A 17,224-nucleotide genomic window follows, 5' to 3' on the forward strand; every position below is an offset into this window, starting at 1 on the left:
CCGTGAGTGACGAGTTTATTTTTGGTTGGCATGCGGTAGAAGCGGTTCTCAAGCAAGAACCGGCGCGTTTGCAGCAAGTGTGGATACAGACCGGTCGGCAGGACCGGCGGGTGAAAACGATAACCGATGAGCTCGACAGTTTGGGTGTGCCCTGGCAGGAGGTGCATCGCCGCGAGCTCGACCGGCGTGTGGGGGGGGTGCATCAGGGCGTTGTTGCGCAGGTTGGCGAAAGCCGGGAGTGGCTGGAAGGCGACTTGATGGCAATGCTGGAGAAATCCGGCCAGCCGCCGTTTCTGCTGATTCTGGATGGCGTCACCGACCCCCACAATCTGGGGGCGTGTTTGCGTACCGCCGATGCCACCGGTATTCAGGCGGTTATCGTGCCAAAAGACAAGTCGGCTTCGTTGTCGCCGACCGTGCGCAAGGTGGCCTGTGGCGCGGCAGAAACCGTTCCCCTGGTGCGGGTGACCAATCTGGCGCGCACCATGCGTGCCTTGCAGGATCACGGCGTCTGGCTGATCGGCACTGCCGGGGAGGCCGGTGCCACTCTGTATCAGGCCGATTTTACCGGCCCGGTCGGGCTGGTGATGGGGGCCGAGGGCAAAGGCATGCGCCGGTTAACCCGGGATCATTGCGATACGTTGATCAATATCCCCATGCAGGGGCATGTCGACAGCCTCAATGTGTCCGTGGCCACCGGGGTGTGTCTTTACGAAGCCTTGCGACAAAGACTTGCATAGCCGCAGGCAACTACATAGAATGTGCCACCCCTTTTTTTAGGGGTGGTATGGTATTGTGTTCTGTTTTACCCAGGAACGCAGCAAAAGCTGGCAGCTCCGGTTGCCTACTCCTTGCTTTTAACGGGCCGAGGGCCGGTTGAAAGCTGTTTAAACCGTAGGGAGAACTCATGCGTCACTACGAAATCGTATTTATGGTACACCCGGATCAGAGCGAGCAGGTGCCCGCGATGATCGAGCGTTATACCGGAGTCATCACTGAAGATGGCGGTCAGGTACACCGCTTGGAAGATTGGGGCCGTCGTCATCTGGCATACCCGATCAACAAGATTCACAAGGCTCACTACGTGCTGATGAACGTTGAGTGTTCACAAGCCGCCATGGACGAGCTGACCCACAACTTCCGCTTTAACGATGCCATCATCCGCGACCTGATTCTCCGTCGTGATGAAGCCGTTACCGATCTGTCTCCAATGAAAGCCGCGGAGTCCCGTGAGGACCGTCGTTCCGGCGGAGATGATCGTCCGCGTCGTTCAGCAGAATCTGACAGCCCCCGTCCTGCCGGGGAAGCCAGTCAGGCTGACGACAGTCAGGGCGAACAAGAGTAAAACCATTACCGGAAGTGAGGAGTTAGTTTATGGCTCGTTTTTTCAGACGTCGTAAGTTCTGCCGGTTCACGGCAGAAGGTGTGAAAGAGATCGATTACAAAGATCTGGACACCCTGAAAGGTTATGTAACCGAAACAGGTAAAATCGTGCCTAGCCGCATTACCGGCACCAAAGCACGTTATCAGCGTCAGTTGGCAACCGCGATCAAACGCGCGCGTTTCCTGGCACTGCTGCCGTACTCGGACAGCCACGATAACTGAGTAACAGAATAAAACGATAGGATTTGGGACCATGCGTGCACTTGCCCGGTTTGTAATGCGCGGTCCCCTGCAGGCAGGCGGGGTCGCGGCGGCTTCGATAGCGCTACCGCTGCTGTTCTGGATTGGCGCCGCAGTGACCGGTCTGGTGATCCTCCGCTTGGGGATCAGGCAAGGGCTGAATATCGGCCTGTGGGCACTGCTGCCGGCCATCGGCTGGGCGTGGGTCGGGCAAGACCCCACCGCGCTGGCGGTGCTGCTGATGACCATGGTGATGGCGGCGGTGCTCAGAACAACATCCTCCTGGGAGAAAACTCTCGTCAGCGGGAGTGTTCTGGCCATAGTGGCGGGATTCATGCTGCCTGCGTTGTACCCCGGATTGCTGGATCAACTGGTGAATGCAGGGGTGCAGTTTTACGAACAATACAACGCCGACCTGGCCCGCAGTATGGGCAGCTCGCTGGAGGTAGTGATCCGGCAAACCATGGAGGCCACCATGGCTGGCTCCTTCCTGGTGACGGGAATGGCGATGACCATGCTGGCCCGGTCCTGGCAGGCCGGGATCGATAACCCCGGCGGATTCCGGAGAGAGTTTCATGCGCTCCGGTTGTCCGTGCCGATTGCCACCTTGTGTGTGGCGACCACGTTGGTGGGACCCTATCTGGGGTTGAGCCCGGTGTTGTTGGTCTGGGCCGGAGGGCTGCCTTTGCTGGTAGCGGCTGTTGCTCTGGTGCATGGTGTGATTGGTCGTAAAAACATGGGCGTGCAATGGCTGGTGTTGTTTTACATCGCATTGCTGCTGCTGGGCCCAAGTCTTATGTTTCTGTTGTTGGTTCTGGCGTATGTGGATAGCTGGCTTAACATTCGTGGGCGTATGAAGCCTGGGGATTCAGCTGAATAAAGCACGAAGAGGTTAACGAGATGGAAGTTATTCTGCTCGAAAAAGTTGTGAACCTTGGCTCTCTGGGCGACAAGGTCAATGTAAAGTCCGGTTACGGCCGGAACTACCTGCTGCCCTACGGCAAAGCTGTTGCAGCAACCAAAGAAAACCTGCAGGCGTTTGAAGAGCGTCGCGCGGAGTTGGAAAAAGCGGCCGCCGACAAGCTGGCTTCCGCCCAGGCACGTGCCGAAGCTCTGGAAGGTGCATCGTTCACGATCACGTCCAAAGCCGGTGAAGAAGGCCGCCTGTTCGGCTCGATCGGTGTGCGTGACATTGCTGAGGCGGTGACCGCTGCCGGTACCGAGCTGGAACGGCACGAAGTTCGTCTCCCCGAAGGCCCGCTGCGTTCGGTTGGCGAGTACGAGATTGAGCTTCAGCTGCACTCTGACGTGACGGTCAACGTGACACTGACGATCGTCGCCGAGTAAGCAGTGGCAGCGCCGGTGTTAGCCCGGCAATGCTCTGGCAGTAAAGCGAGCCCGGACCGCGAAAGCGGCTTCCGGGCTCGTTGCTTTCTGATATGCTTGAATACTTCTGAACACCATCGTACGACCTGAACGAAGACGCTTGCATGGCCAATTTTAATCTCAAACCCACATCGACCGATCTCGAAACCAGCCGGGTAAAAATTCCGCCCCATTCACTGGAAGCCGAGCAGGCTGTTCTGGGTGGGCTGATGCTGGACAACCGTCGTTTCGACGAAGTGTCGGAGGTGATTTCCGCCGACGACTTTTACCGCCAGGATCACCAGTTGATATTCGGGGCGGCGGAGCGTCTGGCCAGTGAGAGTGAGCCCCTGGATGTGGTCACCCTGGCCGAATACCTGGAGCGGGCCGGGGACATCGAAGACGCCGGAGGGCTGAGCTATCTGGCGGAGCTGGCCGAGAAAACCCCCGGCGCAGCCAACATTGGTGCCTACGCTGCGATTGTTCGAGAGCGGTCGGTGCTGCGACAGCTGATCAGCGTGTCCGGCGGTATTGCGGAAGCCGCATTCAATCCCCAGGGCCGCAGCAGCGATGAGATTCTCGACGAGGCCGAGCGCAACGTGTTCAACATCGCCGAGTCGCGCACCCAGCAGGGCAGTGGGCCACAAGCAATCAACCCGATTCTGACCCAGGCGCTGAGCCGGATCGAAGAGCTGTTTGAATCGGGCGATGCCATCACCGGGTTGACCACCGGCTTCAATGATCTGGATGAGCGCACTTCGGGTATGCAGCCTGCGGATTTAATCATCCTCGCCGGGCGCCCCTCCATGGGTAAGACCACGCTGGCGATGAACATTGTCGAGAACGCCCTGCTGAGCTCCGGCGAACCAATACTGGTGTTCAGTATGGAGATGCCCGCAGACTCGATCGTCATGCGGATGCTGTCGTCGCTGGGGCGCATCGACCAGACGCGCATGCGCAGTGGCCGTCTCGAAGAAGACGATTGGCCGCGGTTAACCTCGGCGGTGTCTCTGTTGAAGGACAAACCGCTGTATATTGATGACAGCGCGGGGCTGAGTCCCACGGAAATGCGGTCCCGGGCGCGGCGGGTAGCCCGTGAGAACGGCGGTAAACTGAGTCTGATCATGGTGGACTACCTGCAGCTGATGCGGGTCCCGGGTATGAACGAGGGGCGGACCGCTGAGATCTCTGAGATTTCCAGGTCGCTCAAAGGCCTGGCGAAAGAGCTCAACTGCCCGGTGGTTGCCCTGTCCCAGCTGAACCGCAGTCTGGAGCAGCGCCCCAACAAGCGCCCGGTCAACTCGGATTTGCGGGAATCCGGGGCGATTGAGCAGGATGCGGACGTGATCATGTTTGTATACCGCGACGAGGTGTACAACGAAGACACGCCGGACAAGGGCATCGCGGAAATCATCATCGGCAAACAGCGTAACGGTCCCATCGGCACCGTGCGCCTGGCGTTTGTCGGCAAGTTCACCAAGTTCGAGGATCTGGCCCACGGGGACTATGAGGACGAGTACTGATGCCACGGCCCACTTTTGCCAGAGTGGATCTGGGCGCGATTGTCCACAACTACCGGATAGCCGCCGCGCAGGCGGGTAGCGCCCGTGCCATGGCGGTGGTCAAGGCCAACGGTTACGGGCACGGCATCGGGGCGGTGGCGGCGGCCCTGGAAGCGGACGTCGGCTGTTTTGCAGTGGCGTGTCTGGAAGAGGCGCTGGCGATCCGCGCCGCTGGCTCGGTCCACCCCGTGGTGTTGCTGCAGGGCGTGCATGAAGCCGCTGATATGGCGCTGTGCGGTCGCCAAGGCTTCGAACCGGTGTTGCACAGCGGGTATCAGGCCGACTGGCTGCTTGCTGAACAGACCCGGCCGCAGGTATGGATCAAAGTGAACACCGGAATGAACCGCTTGGGGTTTCGCCCGGAGGAGTTGCCGGCGCTGGTGCAGCGCTTGCAGACAGGCGGGGTGTCGGTGCGCGGGTTCATGAGCCATTTTGCCAGTGCGGATCAAGCCGGCAGCAACAAAACCGAGGCGCAGACCCGTTGCTTCGTCGAGGCCGTGCGGCCCTGGCCGGACAAGTTGCGCAGTGTGGCCAACTCTGCGGCGCATTTCCGCGCCGGCCAGCCCTTGTTCGACTGGACGCGGCCGGGCATCATGCTGTACGGGGCATCGCCGTTTGTTGACCGGAGTGCGCAGTCACTGGGGTTGAAACCCGCCATGAGTTTTGAATCCCGCTTGATCGCAGTGCGCACGTTAAAACCGGGTGAGCCGGTGGGTTACGGGGAAACCTGGCGCGCACCCGGTCAGGTGACCATGGGGATCGTTGCCGCAGGGTATGGTGATGGCTACCCGCGTCACGCCGGTACCGGCACCCCTGCCAGTGTGAACGGGCATCGAGTGACCCTGATTGGTCGGGTGTCGATGGACATGCTGGCGGTCGATCTGACCGGCGTGCCGCAACCGGCCCCCGGTGACACAGTCGAACTCTGGGGCAAGCAGGTCAGTGTGGACGAGGTCGCCAAACACGCCGGCACCATCGGGTACGAGCTGCTCACCGGGCTGACCAGGCGGGTTCCCAGGGTGTATAGCACCGCCGAACATCCGGCCGGCACCGATTGAATTTCACTTCAATATAATCACATGGAGCAACCGATAGCTTGTGAACGTTCTTGTCGCCCATGATTATGGTCCCTTAGGTCGGGTTCTGCTGGAACAACTCAGGAAAGCCTCCGTTCAGGTCCGGTCGTTATTGATCAGTGAACCGGCCCAGGCCGATTTTTCGGCGCTGGCCGACTGGGTTCCGGAAGATACCGATCTGATCGTGAATGCCCTCTGGCTGACGGACCCGGAGGAGGCGGAGGCCGACCCGGAAGGCATTCGCCACGCCGCCTTTACCCTGCCGGTGGCGTTTGCCGAGCACGCCCGGGAACGGGGCATGGCGTTGCTGCAATTGTCCTCCAGTTATGTGTTTGACGGCCGTAAACAGAGCGCTTATCTCGCCTCGAACCCGGGGCAGCCCTTCGGTCAGCTTGGCAATTGGCAGTGGGAGTGTGAGCAGGCGGTGCGTGCTCTGGTGCCGCGCCATATCTTGCTGCGCACCGGCTGGGGCCTGGGTCGTTTTCTCCGCAAGTTGCAGCTGAGCGCCGGGAGCAATACCGTGGTTGAGCTGTCGAGCCGTAACCTGGGGCAGCCTGTGGCCCACCGGGATCTGGCCCGGGTCATTGTGGCGATTGTGCAGCAGCTTGGGTGTGGTGCCGAGGTGTGGGGGACCTATCAGTATGCCGGGGCCGAGGAGATTTCCCAGTACGAGCTGGGTTTGGCCATTCTGGCGATGCCGGAAATGCCCAAAACGGTGCGGGTGGTTGATGAGGCGCCGGCCTGGGCCAGCCTGGAGTTGCAGAACGCCACGCTGGGGTGCACCAAAATACGCAATACCTTTGGCGTCAAGCAGATGCCGTGGCGAACCGCGCTGGCGGATGAACTCGCCCTGATCACGGCGAAACATCCGCGTTAGCGGGAGTAGGGCGCCCGTCCGGTCGCAGACGGGCGGCGTGCTTATTCCAGCCGTTCAAAAACCAGCGACGCGTTGGTGCCACCAAAGCCGAAGCTGTTGGACATTACCGTGTTGAGCTGCTGTGACCGGCTTGCCGGACCCACGATAGGCATGTCGGCAATTTCTTCATCGACATTGTCGAGATTGATCGTGCCGGCGATAAAGTCATGCTGCAGCATCAGCAACGAATAGATGGCCTCGTGGACCCCGGCGGCACCGAGAGAGTGCCCGGACAGGGCTTTTGTCGAGGAAATCGCCGGGATGGCATCACCAAAGGCCTTGCGGACGGCCTTCATTTCGGTGACATCGCCGACGGGGGTGCTGGTACCGTGGGCGTTGATATAGTCGACCGGCCCCCGGGTGGTCGCCAGGGCCTGCTGCATGCAGCGCAGCGCGCCCTCGCCGGACGGGGCCACCATGTCGTAGCCGTCCGAGGTGGCACCGTAGCCGGTGATCTCGGCAATGATCGGCGCGCCGCGCTTGCGGGCGTGCTCCAGTTCTTCCAGAACCAGCATGCCGCCGCCACCGGCAATAACAAAACCATCCCGAGTGCTGTTGAACGGTCGTGACGCGGTTGCCGGAGCGTCGTTGTATTTGGTCGACAACGCACCCATGGCGTCAAACAACATGGTCAGGCTCCAGTCTTCCTCTTCGCCGCCGCCGGCAAACACTATGTCCTGCTTGCCCGACTGGATTTGTTCCATGGCGTGACCGATGCAGTGAGCGCTGGTAGCGCAGGCGGACGACATGGAGTAGTTTACGCCGCGAATTTTAAACGCCGTGGCCAGACAGGCGGACACCGTGCTGGTCATGATACGGGGCACCATGTACGGGCCAATACGCTTGACGCCTCGCTCGCGCATCAGATCCATGGCTTCGGCCTGGCTGGCGCTCGAGGCACCGCCGGAGCCGGCAATCAGTCCGGTGCGGTCACTGGACACCAGTTCGTCCGTCAGTTGCGCCGACTCCACCGCCTGCTGCATCGCCAGATAGCTGTACATGGCTGACTGACCCATGAACCGGCGCACCTTGCGTTCAATTACGCTGGTGTCTACATCTACAGAACCGGCCACCTGGCTGCGGAAGCCTTTGTCCTTGTAAATCTCGTTAAAACGAATGCCGGACTTGCCCTCTTTCAAACTGGCGGTGACGGCTTCGACGGAGTTGCCCAGGCAGGAGATAACCCCCATTCCGGTGACCACGACCCGTTTCATATTTATCTCCTTGATGCCTGCCCCGCACCCGGGTGGACACAGGCGGGCAGCTGACTTAATGACAGATTCCAGTGTACGACGTTTTGCGCCGCAGTGACATTTGACCTTTGTACGGGGTTGGGGCATAAGGGACGATAAAAGGAGAAAATCCGTGCGTTCGTTGTCGCGTTTTCTGGCGGATTACGGCAGCAGTCACCAACATCCGCTCAATCAGTGGATACACATCCTGTGTGTGCCCGCCATCTTTGTGTCCACCCTGGGGTTGCTGTGGCTCCTTCCGGTTGGCGCCTGGCTGGGATTCAGCGGTGCCTGGGCCTACTGGGCGAATGGGGCGACCCTCGCAGGGGCGCTTGCCGGGCTGGTGTACCTCAAACTGTCCCCGGGGGTGCTGGTGCTTATGATGGGGTGGTTCGCGGTATCGGTGGGGGCCATCGTTGCGGTGCAGAAGGCCGGCGGTTCCTTGCTGTGGATCAGTATCGCGATCTGGCTGGTCGCCTGGGCATTGCAGGTATACGGCCATAAAGTGGAAGGCAAGAAACCCTCCTTTGTTGAAGATCTGGTGTTCTTGCTGATCGGCCCCATCTTTGTCAGTCTCGAGCTGGCCCGCAAGCTGGGGCTCCCGGCAGGCCGGAATCCCCGCATCAGCGATTAGCGGTCACTGGCGCCGGGGCGCCTAGCGGTCCTGTTTCCGGTCGGCTTTTTTGGCCGCCTCCCGCTCCTGCTGAGCGGCATGTTCGCTGGCTTCCTGCGCGACCATCTCCGGAGTTTCCAGGGAGATCGCCCCCAGTTGTCCCGAACGCAACTCATTCAGCAAAACCTCCGCTACCTTGTGCAAATCCGGTACGCCACCCCGGGCGAAGAAGCGGCGGCGGGCCGCGATGGCATCCATCAGTGCCAGGCCATCCTTGGGCCGGTCGGTCAGCCCATAGCGCTCACACACCTGTGCCGGATAGGCCGCCAGCAGGTAGTCGGCGGCGAACAAGGCGACATCCTCGTATTCGATGACCGCGCTCCGTATGGCACCGCTGACTGCCAACCGGTAACCGCAGGCTTCCGGTGCCAGCTTGGGCCACAGAAACCCCGGCGTATCGTAAAGCAGCACGTTGTGGGGCAGTTTGATCACCTGCTGGCTGCGGGTGACCGCGGGTTCGTTGCCGGTCTTGGCGATAACCCGTCCCGCCAGGGTGTTGATCAGCGTTGACTTGCCCACGTTGGGGATTCCCAGAATCATGACCCGCAGCGCCCGCAAGCCCCGGTCGTGTTCGGCACACATCTCGGTGGCCAGCCGCAGAATGTCCAGCGCTTCACTGCGCTGGTTGTGGGTCAGGGTGACTGGCCGCACCCCCCGTTCCTGCTCAAAATAGTGCACCCAGCGGGCCGTCGTCTCGGGGTCGGCCAGATCCCGTTTGTTGAGCACTTTGATCACCGGTGTGTCCCCCCGGAGGGACGGCACCAGCGGATTTTCACTGCTGAACGGCAGACGGGCGTCGACCACCTCAATGATGAGGTCCATCTGCGGCATTATTTTTTTGATCTCTTTGCGGGCCTTGTGCATGTGGCCGGGAAACCAGTTAATTGCCATGCTTGAACCTCCGGTAATGCGTGGAAGGCGACATTATGAAGGGGAATGACCAAACTTTCACATTTCATGCGCGCCGCGACTGGCGCGGGGGCGGGGCGGTCGTCCCGGGAAAATGGTTAAAACGTAATCATTACGGGGTGCTGGCGTTTTCCGATTGGTTTAGGGTGATCACCGGCATCGAGAAACCCATCCGCCAATCCCAGCAGGAGAGCCGCTATGAAGTTCGTCGCCACAGTACTGGTCACCTTGATAACAATGGGAATGCTGACGCCAGCGTTGGCTGAGTCGCCCCGTCAGCAGGATCAGATCGACCGACTGGCTGAACTGGTCGGCCTGAATGATCACCAGCAACAGGATATTCGCGCCATCGTGACTGACATGCAGCACGAGATTCACCAGCTGCAGGACCAGGTGCGGCAACTGCAGCAAGACCTGCTCAGCCAGATCAAACCCCAATATAACGAACGTGCGATCCGGGCCGATGCGGAAAAACTGGGCGACCTGACCGGTGAGATCTCCGCCCTGTCCACGCTGATGCAGGCGAAAGTGGACAGTGTGTTCACCGCCGAACAGCGTGCAACCCTGGCTGAGCAGATGCAGGCAAGGCAGCGCAAAATGCAACAGCAGCGTGAAATGATGTCGCAATAAGCAGGCTCTGCGCCGACACCAGAGCCGGATAAAACAATACCGCCCGGGGTCAGTCAGGCGGTATTGCTAATTGGCGCTGTGCTCAGTCCAGTACCTTGACCGGGATCTGGACGGCGTTGCTGGTGGGCACTTCCGGCACGGACAGGCCGAGGTTGTTCTTCTCGAACACCCGGTCGGCGCGGTAGCTGGAGCGCACCATGGGGCCGGAGGGCACTTCCATAAAGCCTTTTGCCAGTCCCAGATCACGGTAGCGATTGAACTCTTCCGGGGTTACGTAGCGTTCTACCGGCAGGTGGTTGGGGGTGGGGCGCAGGTACTGGCCGAGGGTCAGTATATCCACCCCGATACGGCGCAGGTCGTCCATGGTGGCCAGAATTTCTTCATCGGTTTCACCGAGTCCGAGCATCAGGCTGGTTTTGGTCAGCACCTCCGGGCGGTGGGCTTTGGCATGGGCCAGCACGCTCAGGGTTTTTTCGTAGCCAGCGCGGGGATCGCGCACGTAATGGGTGAGGCGCTCCACGGTTTCGATATTCTGGGCAAATACATCGAGGCCGGAATCCACCACTTTTTCAACGTCCGTCATCACCGCGTCGAAATCCGGCGTCAGTGCTTCCACCGCCACCTCCGGAGTGCGCCGTTTAATGGCGGCGACACAGGCGGCGTAATGGGCGGCCCCGCCGTCGGGCAAGTCATCCCGATCGACCGAGGTCAGCACTATGTAGCGCAGGCCCATCAGCTCCACCGATTTGGCCGTGTTTTCGGGCTCGTCCCGATCCAGCCAGCCATTGGGGTTGCCGGTATCCACGGCGCAGAATTTGCACGCGCGGGTGCACACCGAGCCCATGACCATGATGGTCGCGGTGCCGTTATTCCAGCACTCGCCGATGTTGGGGCAGTGGGATTCCTGGCACACGGTGCTGAGCCGGTGCTGCTGCACATTCTCGCGCACGGCCTCAAACCGCTTGCCGCCGGGCATGCGCGCGCGCAGCCACTTGGGCTTGCGATCGACCGGGGTGTCCGCGTGACTGTTTTTTTTGATGCCATCCTTGATGGCTGAAAAACCGTGCTCGTTGCGGAACTTGGAACCACTGGCAATGCGGGCTTTGGCGCCGTCACTCATGACAACCGGACTCTTGTTGATGGCTGGGTATAGTACATCGGGCAAGGTTAAAGGGTAATGCTCTGAGGGCGTGGTGACAAGGGGAGTACGCACAAACACGGCCGCTGCGGGAAGTGCCCCCGGCAACGGCCGTATTCACAGCACTCAGGCGCAGGCAGCGTCCAGCGCCTGGGAGACGTCGGCGAGTATGTCGTCGATGTGTTCGATGCCGATGGACAGGCGCACCAGGTCTTCACTGGCTCCGGCGTTTTTAAGCTCCTCCGCGTTCAGCTGACGATGGGTGGTGGAGGCCGGGTGGCAGGCCAGGGACTTGGCATCGCCGATGTTGACCAGCCGGTAGATCATTTGCAGGGCGTCAATGAATTTGGCGCCGTTGTCGCGACCACCCGTGATGCCAAAACTCAGAATACCGGAGGCGCGGCCGCCACAGATTTTCTGGCAGGTGGCATGGTGGGGGCTGTTGCTCAGGCCGGCGTAATTGACCCACTCCACGTTGGGGTGCTGTTCCAGAAACTCGGCCACTTGCAAGGCGTTTTCGCAGTGGCGTTCCATCCGCAGCCCCAGGGTTTCCAGACCTTGCATGATCAGAAAGGCATTGAAGGGCGACAGGGCCGCACCGGTATTGCGCAGCGGCGCTACCCGGCAGCGGCCAATAAAGGCGGCCTCACCCAGGGCTTCGGTGAAGACCACCCCGTGGTAGGAAGGGTCGGGTTCGCTCATCACCGGGAAGCGCGCTTTGTTGGCGGTCCAGTCAAATTTGCCTGAATCCACAATGGCGCCGGCGATGCTGGTGCCATGGCCACCGATGTATTTGGTCAGTGAGTGCACCACGATGTCGGCACCATGGTCAAACGGTCGGCACAAAAAGGGTGTGGCCACGGTGTTGTCCACGATCAGCGGCACGCCGTGACGGTGAGCGATCTCGGCCCAGCGCTGAATGTCGACCACGTTCCCCGCCGGGTTGCCAATGGATTCGCAGAACAGCGCCCGGGTGTTGTCGTCAATGGCGCGTTCAATCGCGTCGAAGTCGTCAAACGGCGCGAAGCGGCACTCGATGCCCTGGTTCGGCAGCGCGTGGGCAAACAGGTTGTAGGTTCCGCCATACAGCTCACCGGTGCTGACGATGTTGGTACCAACGCTGCAAATGGTCTGCAGGGCATAGGTGATGGCGGCCATGCCGGAGGCAACCGCCAGCGCACCTATACCGCCTTCGAGCTGGGCAATGCGCTCTTCCAGAATGGCGTTGGTGGGGTTGGTGATGCGGGTGTAAATGTTGCCGGGGACCTTGAGGTCGAACAGGTCCGCACCGTGCTGGGTGTCATCAAAGGTGTATGACGTGGTCTGGTATACGGGCACCGCCGCCGCTTTGGTGGTGGGGTCGCCACTGTAACCAGCATGCAGAGCGAGAGTTTCCAGTTTCATAACAAGTAATTCCTTCTATGCTTCAGGTGGTCGGTTGTACTTTTTGTTGAGGCCTGCAGTATGTCATAAATTAGCGCAAGAAAAGCAGGGTGGGGCTTATGATTACCCGTGAAACGTTAAACTATGTCGAGTTTCCCGCCAAAGACCTCGCCGCCACCAAACGGTTTTTTACCGCTGTGTTTGGTTGGCGGTTTGTTGATTACGGTGAGGCGTACACAGCCTTTTCGGGGGCGGGGCTGGACGGCGGGTTTTACCGGGCAGCGTTGGCGTCGACCCCCGCGACCGGAGGCGCGTTGTTGGTATTCTACAGCGCCGACATTGCAGCAACCCAGGCCCGGATCGAGCGCCATGGGGGCGTGGTAAGCCGCCCGCTGTTTGAATTTCCCGGTGGCTGCCGCTTCCACTTTGTCGAACCCAGCGGCAACGAGCTGGCGGTCTGGTCGGAGAGCCCTGCGCCTCAGAACGACCGGACACGCGGATAGTCACACGTCCATTGGCCGGGGTTGCCAGGGGGAGCATGGTGCGCCTGAGAATACTGTCGGATCTGCATGTGGAGTGTTTTCAGGGGGGGCGTGAATTGCCGGCGGTGGCCGCGGATGTGGTGATTCTGGCCGGCGACATTCACCGCAAAGCGGAAGGGCTGGCCTGGGCAGCGGAGCGGTTCGCCGGGCAAACCATTATTTACGTACCCGGCAACCACGAGTTTTACGGCACCAGTATGCCCGAGATGCGGGGTGAGCTGCGCACCGCCGCTGAGCGATGGGGCATTCACCTGCTCGATAACGACACCGTGACCCTCGACGGGGTGCGGTTTTATGGCACCACCCTATGGACGGACTTTGCCCTGTACACCGGCCAACCCCATGACGACCCCTGGCTGACCGAGCAGCGGGCGGTGGCGTTCATGCCGGATTTTCGCATCATTGAACAGCCCCGCGGGGAGACCTTTACCGTTGCCGCGAGCCGGGTGCTGCATGGTCAGGCACTGCACTGGCTGAGAGCTGCGCTCAAGGAGCCGCACACCGGGCCCCGGGTGGTCATCAGCCACCATGCCCCGCTACCGGAGTGTATTCCACCAAAATACCATCACGATGCACTCTCACCGGCCTTTGCGTCGAACCTGCGGGCACTGATGGGGCGTATGGATGTATGGGTACACGGACACGTGCATGAACCGGTTGACCTGACTGTCGGCGGTACGCGGATCGTCGCCAATCCGGGCGGCTATCCGGGCGAGTATGACCCACCCCTGTTTACCGCCGACTGGACAATCGAGATCTGAAGCCTCGCTGCGTGCATGGGCCGTGCGCGCAGCGGGGGCAGCGGGTCAGGCTGACAACTGGTCACACGGCAGTTCGGCGGTGGGACCGAACACCTCAAAATGGAGCTGTTCGTCGTCGAACCCGATGCGGTTGAGGATGTTTTTCAGGGCACCCATAAACACCATCGGGCCGCAGAAGTAGACGTGCGCCGTTTTGTCGGTCAACCATTGATCGAGAATGTCGGCGGTCAGGTAGCCGCTCCAGTCGCCACCACCACCAAACTCGAAGGCGCGGCGAATGTCCACCCCGGTTGACTCCTGCAGCTCTGCCAGCTCCGCCCGGAAAATCTGGTGCTCGGCGCTGCGGCAGCAATCTATAAACTGGAGCTTGTCGGCGGGAATGCCGGACTCCAACGCTTCGTTCAGCATGCTGTACAGGGGGGTGATGCCAACGCCCCCGGAGACGAACACGTGCTTTGGCGCGTTGTTATTGAGCACAAACTGCCCCTGGGGGGCGCTTAACGCCACCGTATCGCCGACTGCGGATTGATGCAGTTGTTGCGACGCGGCCCCGTGCGCTTCAGCTTTGACCGAAATCCGGTAGTAATCTTCGGTGCCCCAGGAGGACAGCGAGTACTGGCGGATCTCGTCGTAGCGGTCACCGGTTCCAGTCAGCTTGATACCCAGGTACTGGCCGCCGGAATACCCGCAAATGGCGCGACCATCGGTTGGTTTGAAGTAAAACGATTTAACTTCCGGCGTTTCCTCGACAATTTTGTCAATGGTGAAGGAGCGAAAGCCGCGCCAGCCGCCCGGCTGTGTTTCTTTTTCGCTGTACAGGCCTTCTTCTGTATCGATAAAAATCTGTGCCAGAAGGCCGTAGGCTTCTCCCCAGGCGCTTAGTGCGTCGTGGTCATCCGGCAACTGCAACACCTCCTGGATCGCGGCGAGCAGATTCTCGCCGACAATCGGGTAGTGTTCAGGCTCGATGCCTATGCTGGCGTGCTTGCTGGCGATTCGCATGACGGCGGGTACCAGGACGTCAATCTGGTCAATATGGTTGGCGTACGCGATCACAGCATCCGCTAGCGCGGAAGACTGGCCGCCGGCTCCGTCCCGTTGATTAGCCATGTTAAAGATATGCTGCAGGTCAGGGTTGTTCGCAAACAGCTTTCTATAAAACACTTGAGTAATAACCTGGCCGTGTTCCGCCAGCAGCGGCACCGTCGACTTGACGGTGGCAATGGTTTGTTCAGAAAGCATGGGCTCGCCTTAAGTGGTATGTGAAATGAATGTTTAATTTACAGGCTGGAATAAATATCGGTCAAGGGGGCAATTCTTGATTAAGATCAATTTCCGGGGCAGCATCTTGGACCCCTTTACTGCGCAGTCTTTAGGCTGCAGGCGAGCATGACGAATGTGGCATCGAACAAGCGACCGCAAGCCGGGTGACCTGCCAGCGCCCCTGGAACGGGACAATCCGCCCCCGGCGTCCCGGCCACCCGGAGGGACCGTTGCCGAGGTGTTGTGGGTGTTTCTGAAATTGGGGCTGACCTCCTTTGGTGGGCCGGTGGCCCACCTGGGGTATTTTCACAAGGAACTGGTGGACAAGCGGGGGTGGCTGAGTGACAGCCAATTTGCCCAGCTGTTGGCGATTTGTCAGTTTCTGCCCGGGCCCGCCAGCAGTCAGTTGGGTTTTACCCTGGGCTTGCTGCGAGCCGGCTGGCGGGGGGCCGTGGCGGCGTTTGTGGCCTTCACCTTGCCCTCGGCGCTGTTGCTGATTGGTTTTGCCGCGGCACTGCCGCTCTTGGCCGGGCGGGGAGCGCAGGCCGCTATCCACGGATTGAAGCTGGTGGCCTGTGCAGTGGTGGCGGACGCGGTACTTGGAATGTTCAACAAGCTGTGCCCCGATGCCCGGCGCCGCACCCTCGCAGCAGCGGCTGCGGTGGTGGTGTTGTTGCTGGGAGCAGTCTGGTCCCAGGTGTTGGTGGTACTCGGGGGTGCAGTGGCTGGGCTGATCTGGTGCCGGGAGCAGCCCGGGCCGGGCAGTTCGGAAGTGCCGCTGCCCTACGGCAGACGCTTGGGCATTGGGCTGCTGGCGGTCTTCGCAGGGCTGCTGGTGGTGTTTTCCTGGGGACCGGTGAATGGGGGGTTGGGTTCCCTCGCCGGTGCGTTCTATCAGGCCGGTGCGCTGGTGTTTGGCGGCGGTCACGTGGTATTGCCGTTACTTGAAGAATCGGTGGTGACCAGCGGTTGGGTGACCGATGAGCAGTTTCTTGCCGGCTACGGGGCCGCGCAGGCGATTCCGGGGCCCATGTTTGCTTTCGCCGCGTACTTGGGCGCGCTTATGCCTGCCCCGCACGGCGGATGGCCGGGTGCGATCGTCGCCCTTGGGTTCATGTTTTTGCCCGGGTTTTTGCTGGTCGCTGCGGCGCTGCCACTGTGGCAGAACCTGTGCCGCAGTCCCCGCGCCGTGCAGGCCATCGCCGGTGTCAACGCGGCAGTGGTGGGGTTGTTGCTGGCCGCCCTCTATGACCCGATTTTCACCTCAGGCGTCACCTCGGCGACTGAGTTGGCCATCGCCATTATTGCTTTCGTCATGCTGACGGTGTGGCGACGCTCACCGTTATGGGCGGTGTTGTGGTGTGTGCTGGCGTCCATGGCCACCGCGTATATGTAGATGGCTTGCTGTGTGGGGCGGTTAGCTGGCGCCTGCTCGTAGTAACCAATTGAAGTTGCAAATAAATATCTGGCGGTTAGCATCCGCAGGTGAAGTTGAAACTGATCTTCATTTACATAGCGAGGCGGTAATGATCAAAAAGGGAATTAAGGGGTTGTTGGTTGCGGGTGTGCTGATTTCGGGGTCGGCCGCGGCGGAGTTGAACTACACCTATGCAGAGGGTGGCTTGGGCATACTGAGTACGGATGGCAGCCAGACGCTGGCAGGCTTCGATCTTCGGGGCTCCTACGCGATTGATGAACACATCTTCGCGTTTGGCGGTCTGCGCATGCTGTCCGATGACGTCGATTACACCCACTGGCATCTGGGTGGCGGGTACCGGCACGCGCTGGACGCAAGCACCGATGTATGGGGTGGGTTGAGCCTCGAGTATCAGAAGGTGGAGTTCAATTCCTGGAGTGCCAACGACACGGCACCGGCTATCCGGGGCGGCATTCGTCATCAGCTGGATGAGCAAATTGAAGTGGGCGCCAGCGCCCGTTTGGTCACCGGTGATTTCGATTATCTGGGCTTGACCGGCCATGGCCGTTACCGCCTGCAGGACAACCTGAGCCTGACCGGCGAAGTTGATATCCAGGATGGCGATTTTGGTCTGTTCGCGGGTGCGACTCTGTTCTTCTGATCGCCACTGCTTACGGTAAAAACCTGCCCTCAATGGTATGACGGCAGGTTTTTTTGGCTCCCGGCATGGTGCC

Annotated in this window: 19 protein-coding genes; 14 read left to right on the forward strand and 5 right to left on the reverse strand. The window is 60.4% G+C overall.

All coding sequences use genetic code 11. From position 1 onward, the window contains the following. Positions 1 to 2 precede the first annotated feature (2 nt). The 8 genes from rlmB (at position 3) to BG841_RS10125 (ending at position 6,503) form a co-directional block, all read left to right on the forward strand. Complete coding sequence (rlmB, locus tag BG841_RS10090) at positions 3 to 740, forward strand: 23S rRNA (guanosine(2251)-2'-O)-methyltransferase RlmB (protein ID WP_070057539.1); 738 nt, start codon at positions 3 to 5, stop codon at positions 738 to 740. A 167-nt stretch (positions 741 to 907) separates the two neighbouring features. Next, positions 908 to 1,345 carry a 30S ribosomal protein S6 gene (gene rpsF / locus BG841_RS10095; protein ID WP_070057540.1) on the forward strand — a complete coding sequence of 146 codons (438 nt, stop codon included), beginning with the start codon at positions 908 to 910 and terminating at the stop codon, positions 1,343 to 1,345. Between the two features lie 29 nt (positions 1,346 to 1,374). Then, positions 1,375 to 1,605, forward strand: a complete 231-nt coding sequence (gene rpsR, locus BG841_RS10100) for a 30S ribosomal protein S18 (protein WP_007348899.1) — start codon at positions 1,375 to 1,377, stop codon at positions 1,603 to 1,605. 31 nt (positions 1,606 to 1,636) lie between these two features. Next, a complete protein-coding gene (locus BG841_RS10105; protein ID WP_070057541.1) occupies positions 1,637 to 2,503 on the forward strand; it encodes a DUF2232 domain-containing protein in 867 nt (288 codons plus the stop codon). 20 nt (positions 2,504 to 2,523) lie between these two features. Continuing rightward, positions 2,524 to 2,970: a 50S ribosomal protein L9 gene (rplI, locus tag BG841_RS10110; RefSeq protein WP_070057542.1), complete on the forward strand. Its 447-nt coding sequence runs from the start codon at positions 2,524 to 2,526 to the stop codon at positions 2,968 to 2,970. A 143-nt stretch (positions 2,971 to 3,113) separates the two neighbouring features. After that, positions 3,114 to 4,511 (forward strand): replicative DNA helicase, encoded by a 1,398-nt coding sequence (gene dnaB / locus BG841_RS10115; protein WP_070057543.1) that lies wholly within the window; start codon positions 3,114 to 3,116, stop codon positions 4,509 to 4,511. Beyond that, positions 4,511 to 5,608 (forward strand): alanine racemase, encoded by a 1,098-nt coding sequence (gene alr, locus BG841_RS10120; RefSeq protein WP_070057544.1) that lies wholly within the window; start codon positions 4,511 to 4,513, stop codon positions 5,606 to 5,608. Before dnaB ends, alr begins: the two co-directional genes overlap by 1 nt. A 40-nt stretch (positions 5,609 to 5,648) precedes the next feature. Continuing rightward, positions 5,649 to 6,503 (forward strand): sugar nucleotide-binding protein, encoded by an 855-nt coding sequence (locus tag BG841_RS10125; protein WP_070057545.1) that lies wholly within the window; start codon positions 5,649 to 5,651, stop codon positions 6,501 to 6,503. 41 nt (positions 6,504 to 6,544) lie between these two features. Here BG841_RS10125 and fabB read toward each other — a convergent pair whose 3' ends face one another. Continuing rightward, entirely contained in the window at positions 6,545 to 7,756 is a 1,212-nt protein-coding gene (gene fabB, locus BG841_RS10130) for a beta-ketoacyl-ACP synthase I (protein WP_070057546.1), read from the reverse strand. A gap of 151 nt (positions 7,757 to 7,907) precedes the next feature. On the opposite strand from fabB, the gene BG841_RS10135 reads away from it, so the two are divergent. Then, positions 7,908 to 8,408, forward strand: coding sequence for a DUF962 domain-containing protein (locus tag BG841_RS10135; protein WP_070057547.1), 501 nt, complete (start codon positions 7,908 to 7,910; stop codon positions 8,406 to 8,408). 21 nt (positions 8,409 to 8,429) lie between these two features. On the opposite strand, the gene ylqF is transcribed toward BG841_RS10135, so the two are convergent. Then, positions 8,430 to 9,338 (reverse strand): ribosome biogenesis GTPase YlqF, encoded by a 909-nt coding sequence (ylqF, locus tag BG841_RS10140; RefSeq protein WP_070057548.1) that lies wholly within the window; start codon positions 9,336 to 9,338, stop codon positions 8,430 to 8,432. A 216-nt stretch (positions 9,339 to 9,554) separates the two neighbouring features. Between ylqF and BG841_RS10145 the strand changes: the two genes are divergently transcribed. Continuing rightward, positions 9,555 to 9,986: a Spy/CpxP family protein refolding chaperone gene (locus BG841_RS10145; protein WP_070057549.1), complete on the forward strand. Its 432-nt coding sequence runs from the start codon at positions 9,555 to 9,557 to the stop codon at positions 9,984 to 9,986. Positions 9,987 to 10,068: 82 nt separating this feature from the next. Here BG841_RS10145 and lipA read toward each other — a convergent pair whose 3' ends face one another. Both lipA and BG841_RS10155 read right to left on the reverse strand, forming a co-directional pair. Further along, positions 10,069 to 11,106, reverse strand: a complete 1,038-nt coding sequence (gene lipA / locus BG841_RS10150) for a lipoyl synthase (protein ID WP_070057550.1) — start codon at positions 11,104 to 11,106, stop codon at positions 10,069 to 10,071. A 144-nt stretch (positions 11,107 to 11,250) separates the two neighbouring features. Next, positions 11,251 to 12,528: an O-acetylhomoserine aminocarboxypropyltransferase/cysteine synthase family protein gene (locus BG841_RS10155; RefSeq protein ID WP_070057551.1), complete on the reverse strand. Its 1,278-nt coding sequence runs from the start codon at positions 12,526 to 12,528 to the stop codon at positions 11,251 to 11,253. A gap of 98 nt (positions 12,529 to 12,626) precedes the next feature. On the opposite strand from BG841_RS10155, the gene BG841_RS10160 reads away from it, so the two are divergent. Beyond that, positions 12,627 to 13,010: a VOC family protein gene (locus tag BG841_RS10160; protein ID WP_070057552.1), complete on the forward strand. Its 384-nt coding sequence runs from the start codon at positions 12,627 to 12,629 to the stop codon at positions 13,008 to 13,010. Between the two features lie 35 nt (positions 13,011 to 13,045). Further along, positions 13,046 to 13,810, forward strand: coding sequence for a metallophosphoesterase (locus tag BG841_RS10165; protein ID WP_228141639.1), 765 nt, complete (start codon positions 13,046 to 13,048; stop codon positions 13,808 to 13,810). Positions 13,811 to 13,855: 45 nt separating this feature from the next. Here the strand turns inward: BG841_RS10165 and hmpA are convergent, their stop codons facing one another. Then, on the reverse strand, positions 13,856 to 15,052 hold the full coding sequence (gene hmpA / locus BG841_RS10170; RefSeq protein WP_070057553.1) for an NO-inducible flavohemoprotein: 1,197 nt from the start codon (positions 15,050 to 15,052) through the stop codon (positions 13,856 to 13,858). 154 nt (positions 15,053 to 15,206) lie between these two features. On the opposite strand from hmpA, the gene chrA reads away from it, so the two are divergent. Both chrA and BG841_RS10180 read left to right on the forward strand, forming a co-directional pair. Continuing rightward, positions 15,207 to 16,469, forward strand: a complete 1,263-nt coding sequence (gene chrA / locus BG841_RS10175; protein ID WP_083260238.1) for a chromate efflux transporter — start codon at positions 15,207 to 15,209, stop codon at positions 16,467 to 16,469. Positions 16,470 to 16,599: 130 nt separating this feature from the next. Further along, the gene (locus tag BG841_RS10180) at positions 16,600 to 17,151 is read left to right on the forward strand and encodes a hypothetical protein (RefSeq protein WP_070057554.1); all 552 of its coding nucleotides are present in this window, start codon (positions 16,600 to 16,602) and stop codon (positions 17,149 to 17,151) included. The last annotated feature ends 73 nt before the right edge of the window (positions 17,152 to 17,224 follow it).

This window comes from Marinobacter sp. X15-166B (assembly GCF_001752365.1).
GTDB lineage: Bacteria > Pseudomonadota > Gammaproteobacteria > Pseudomonadales > Oleiphilaceae > Marinobacter.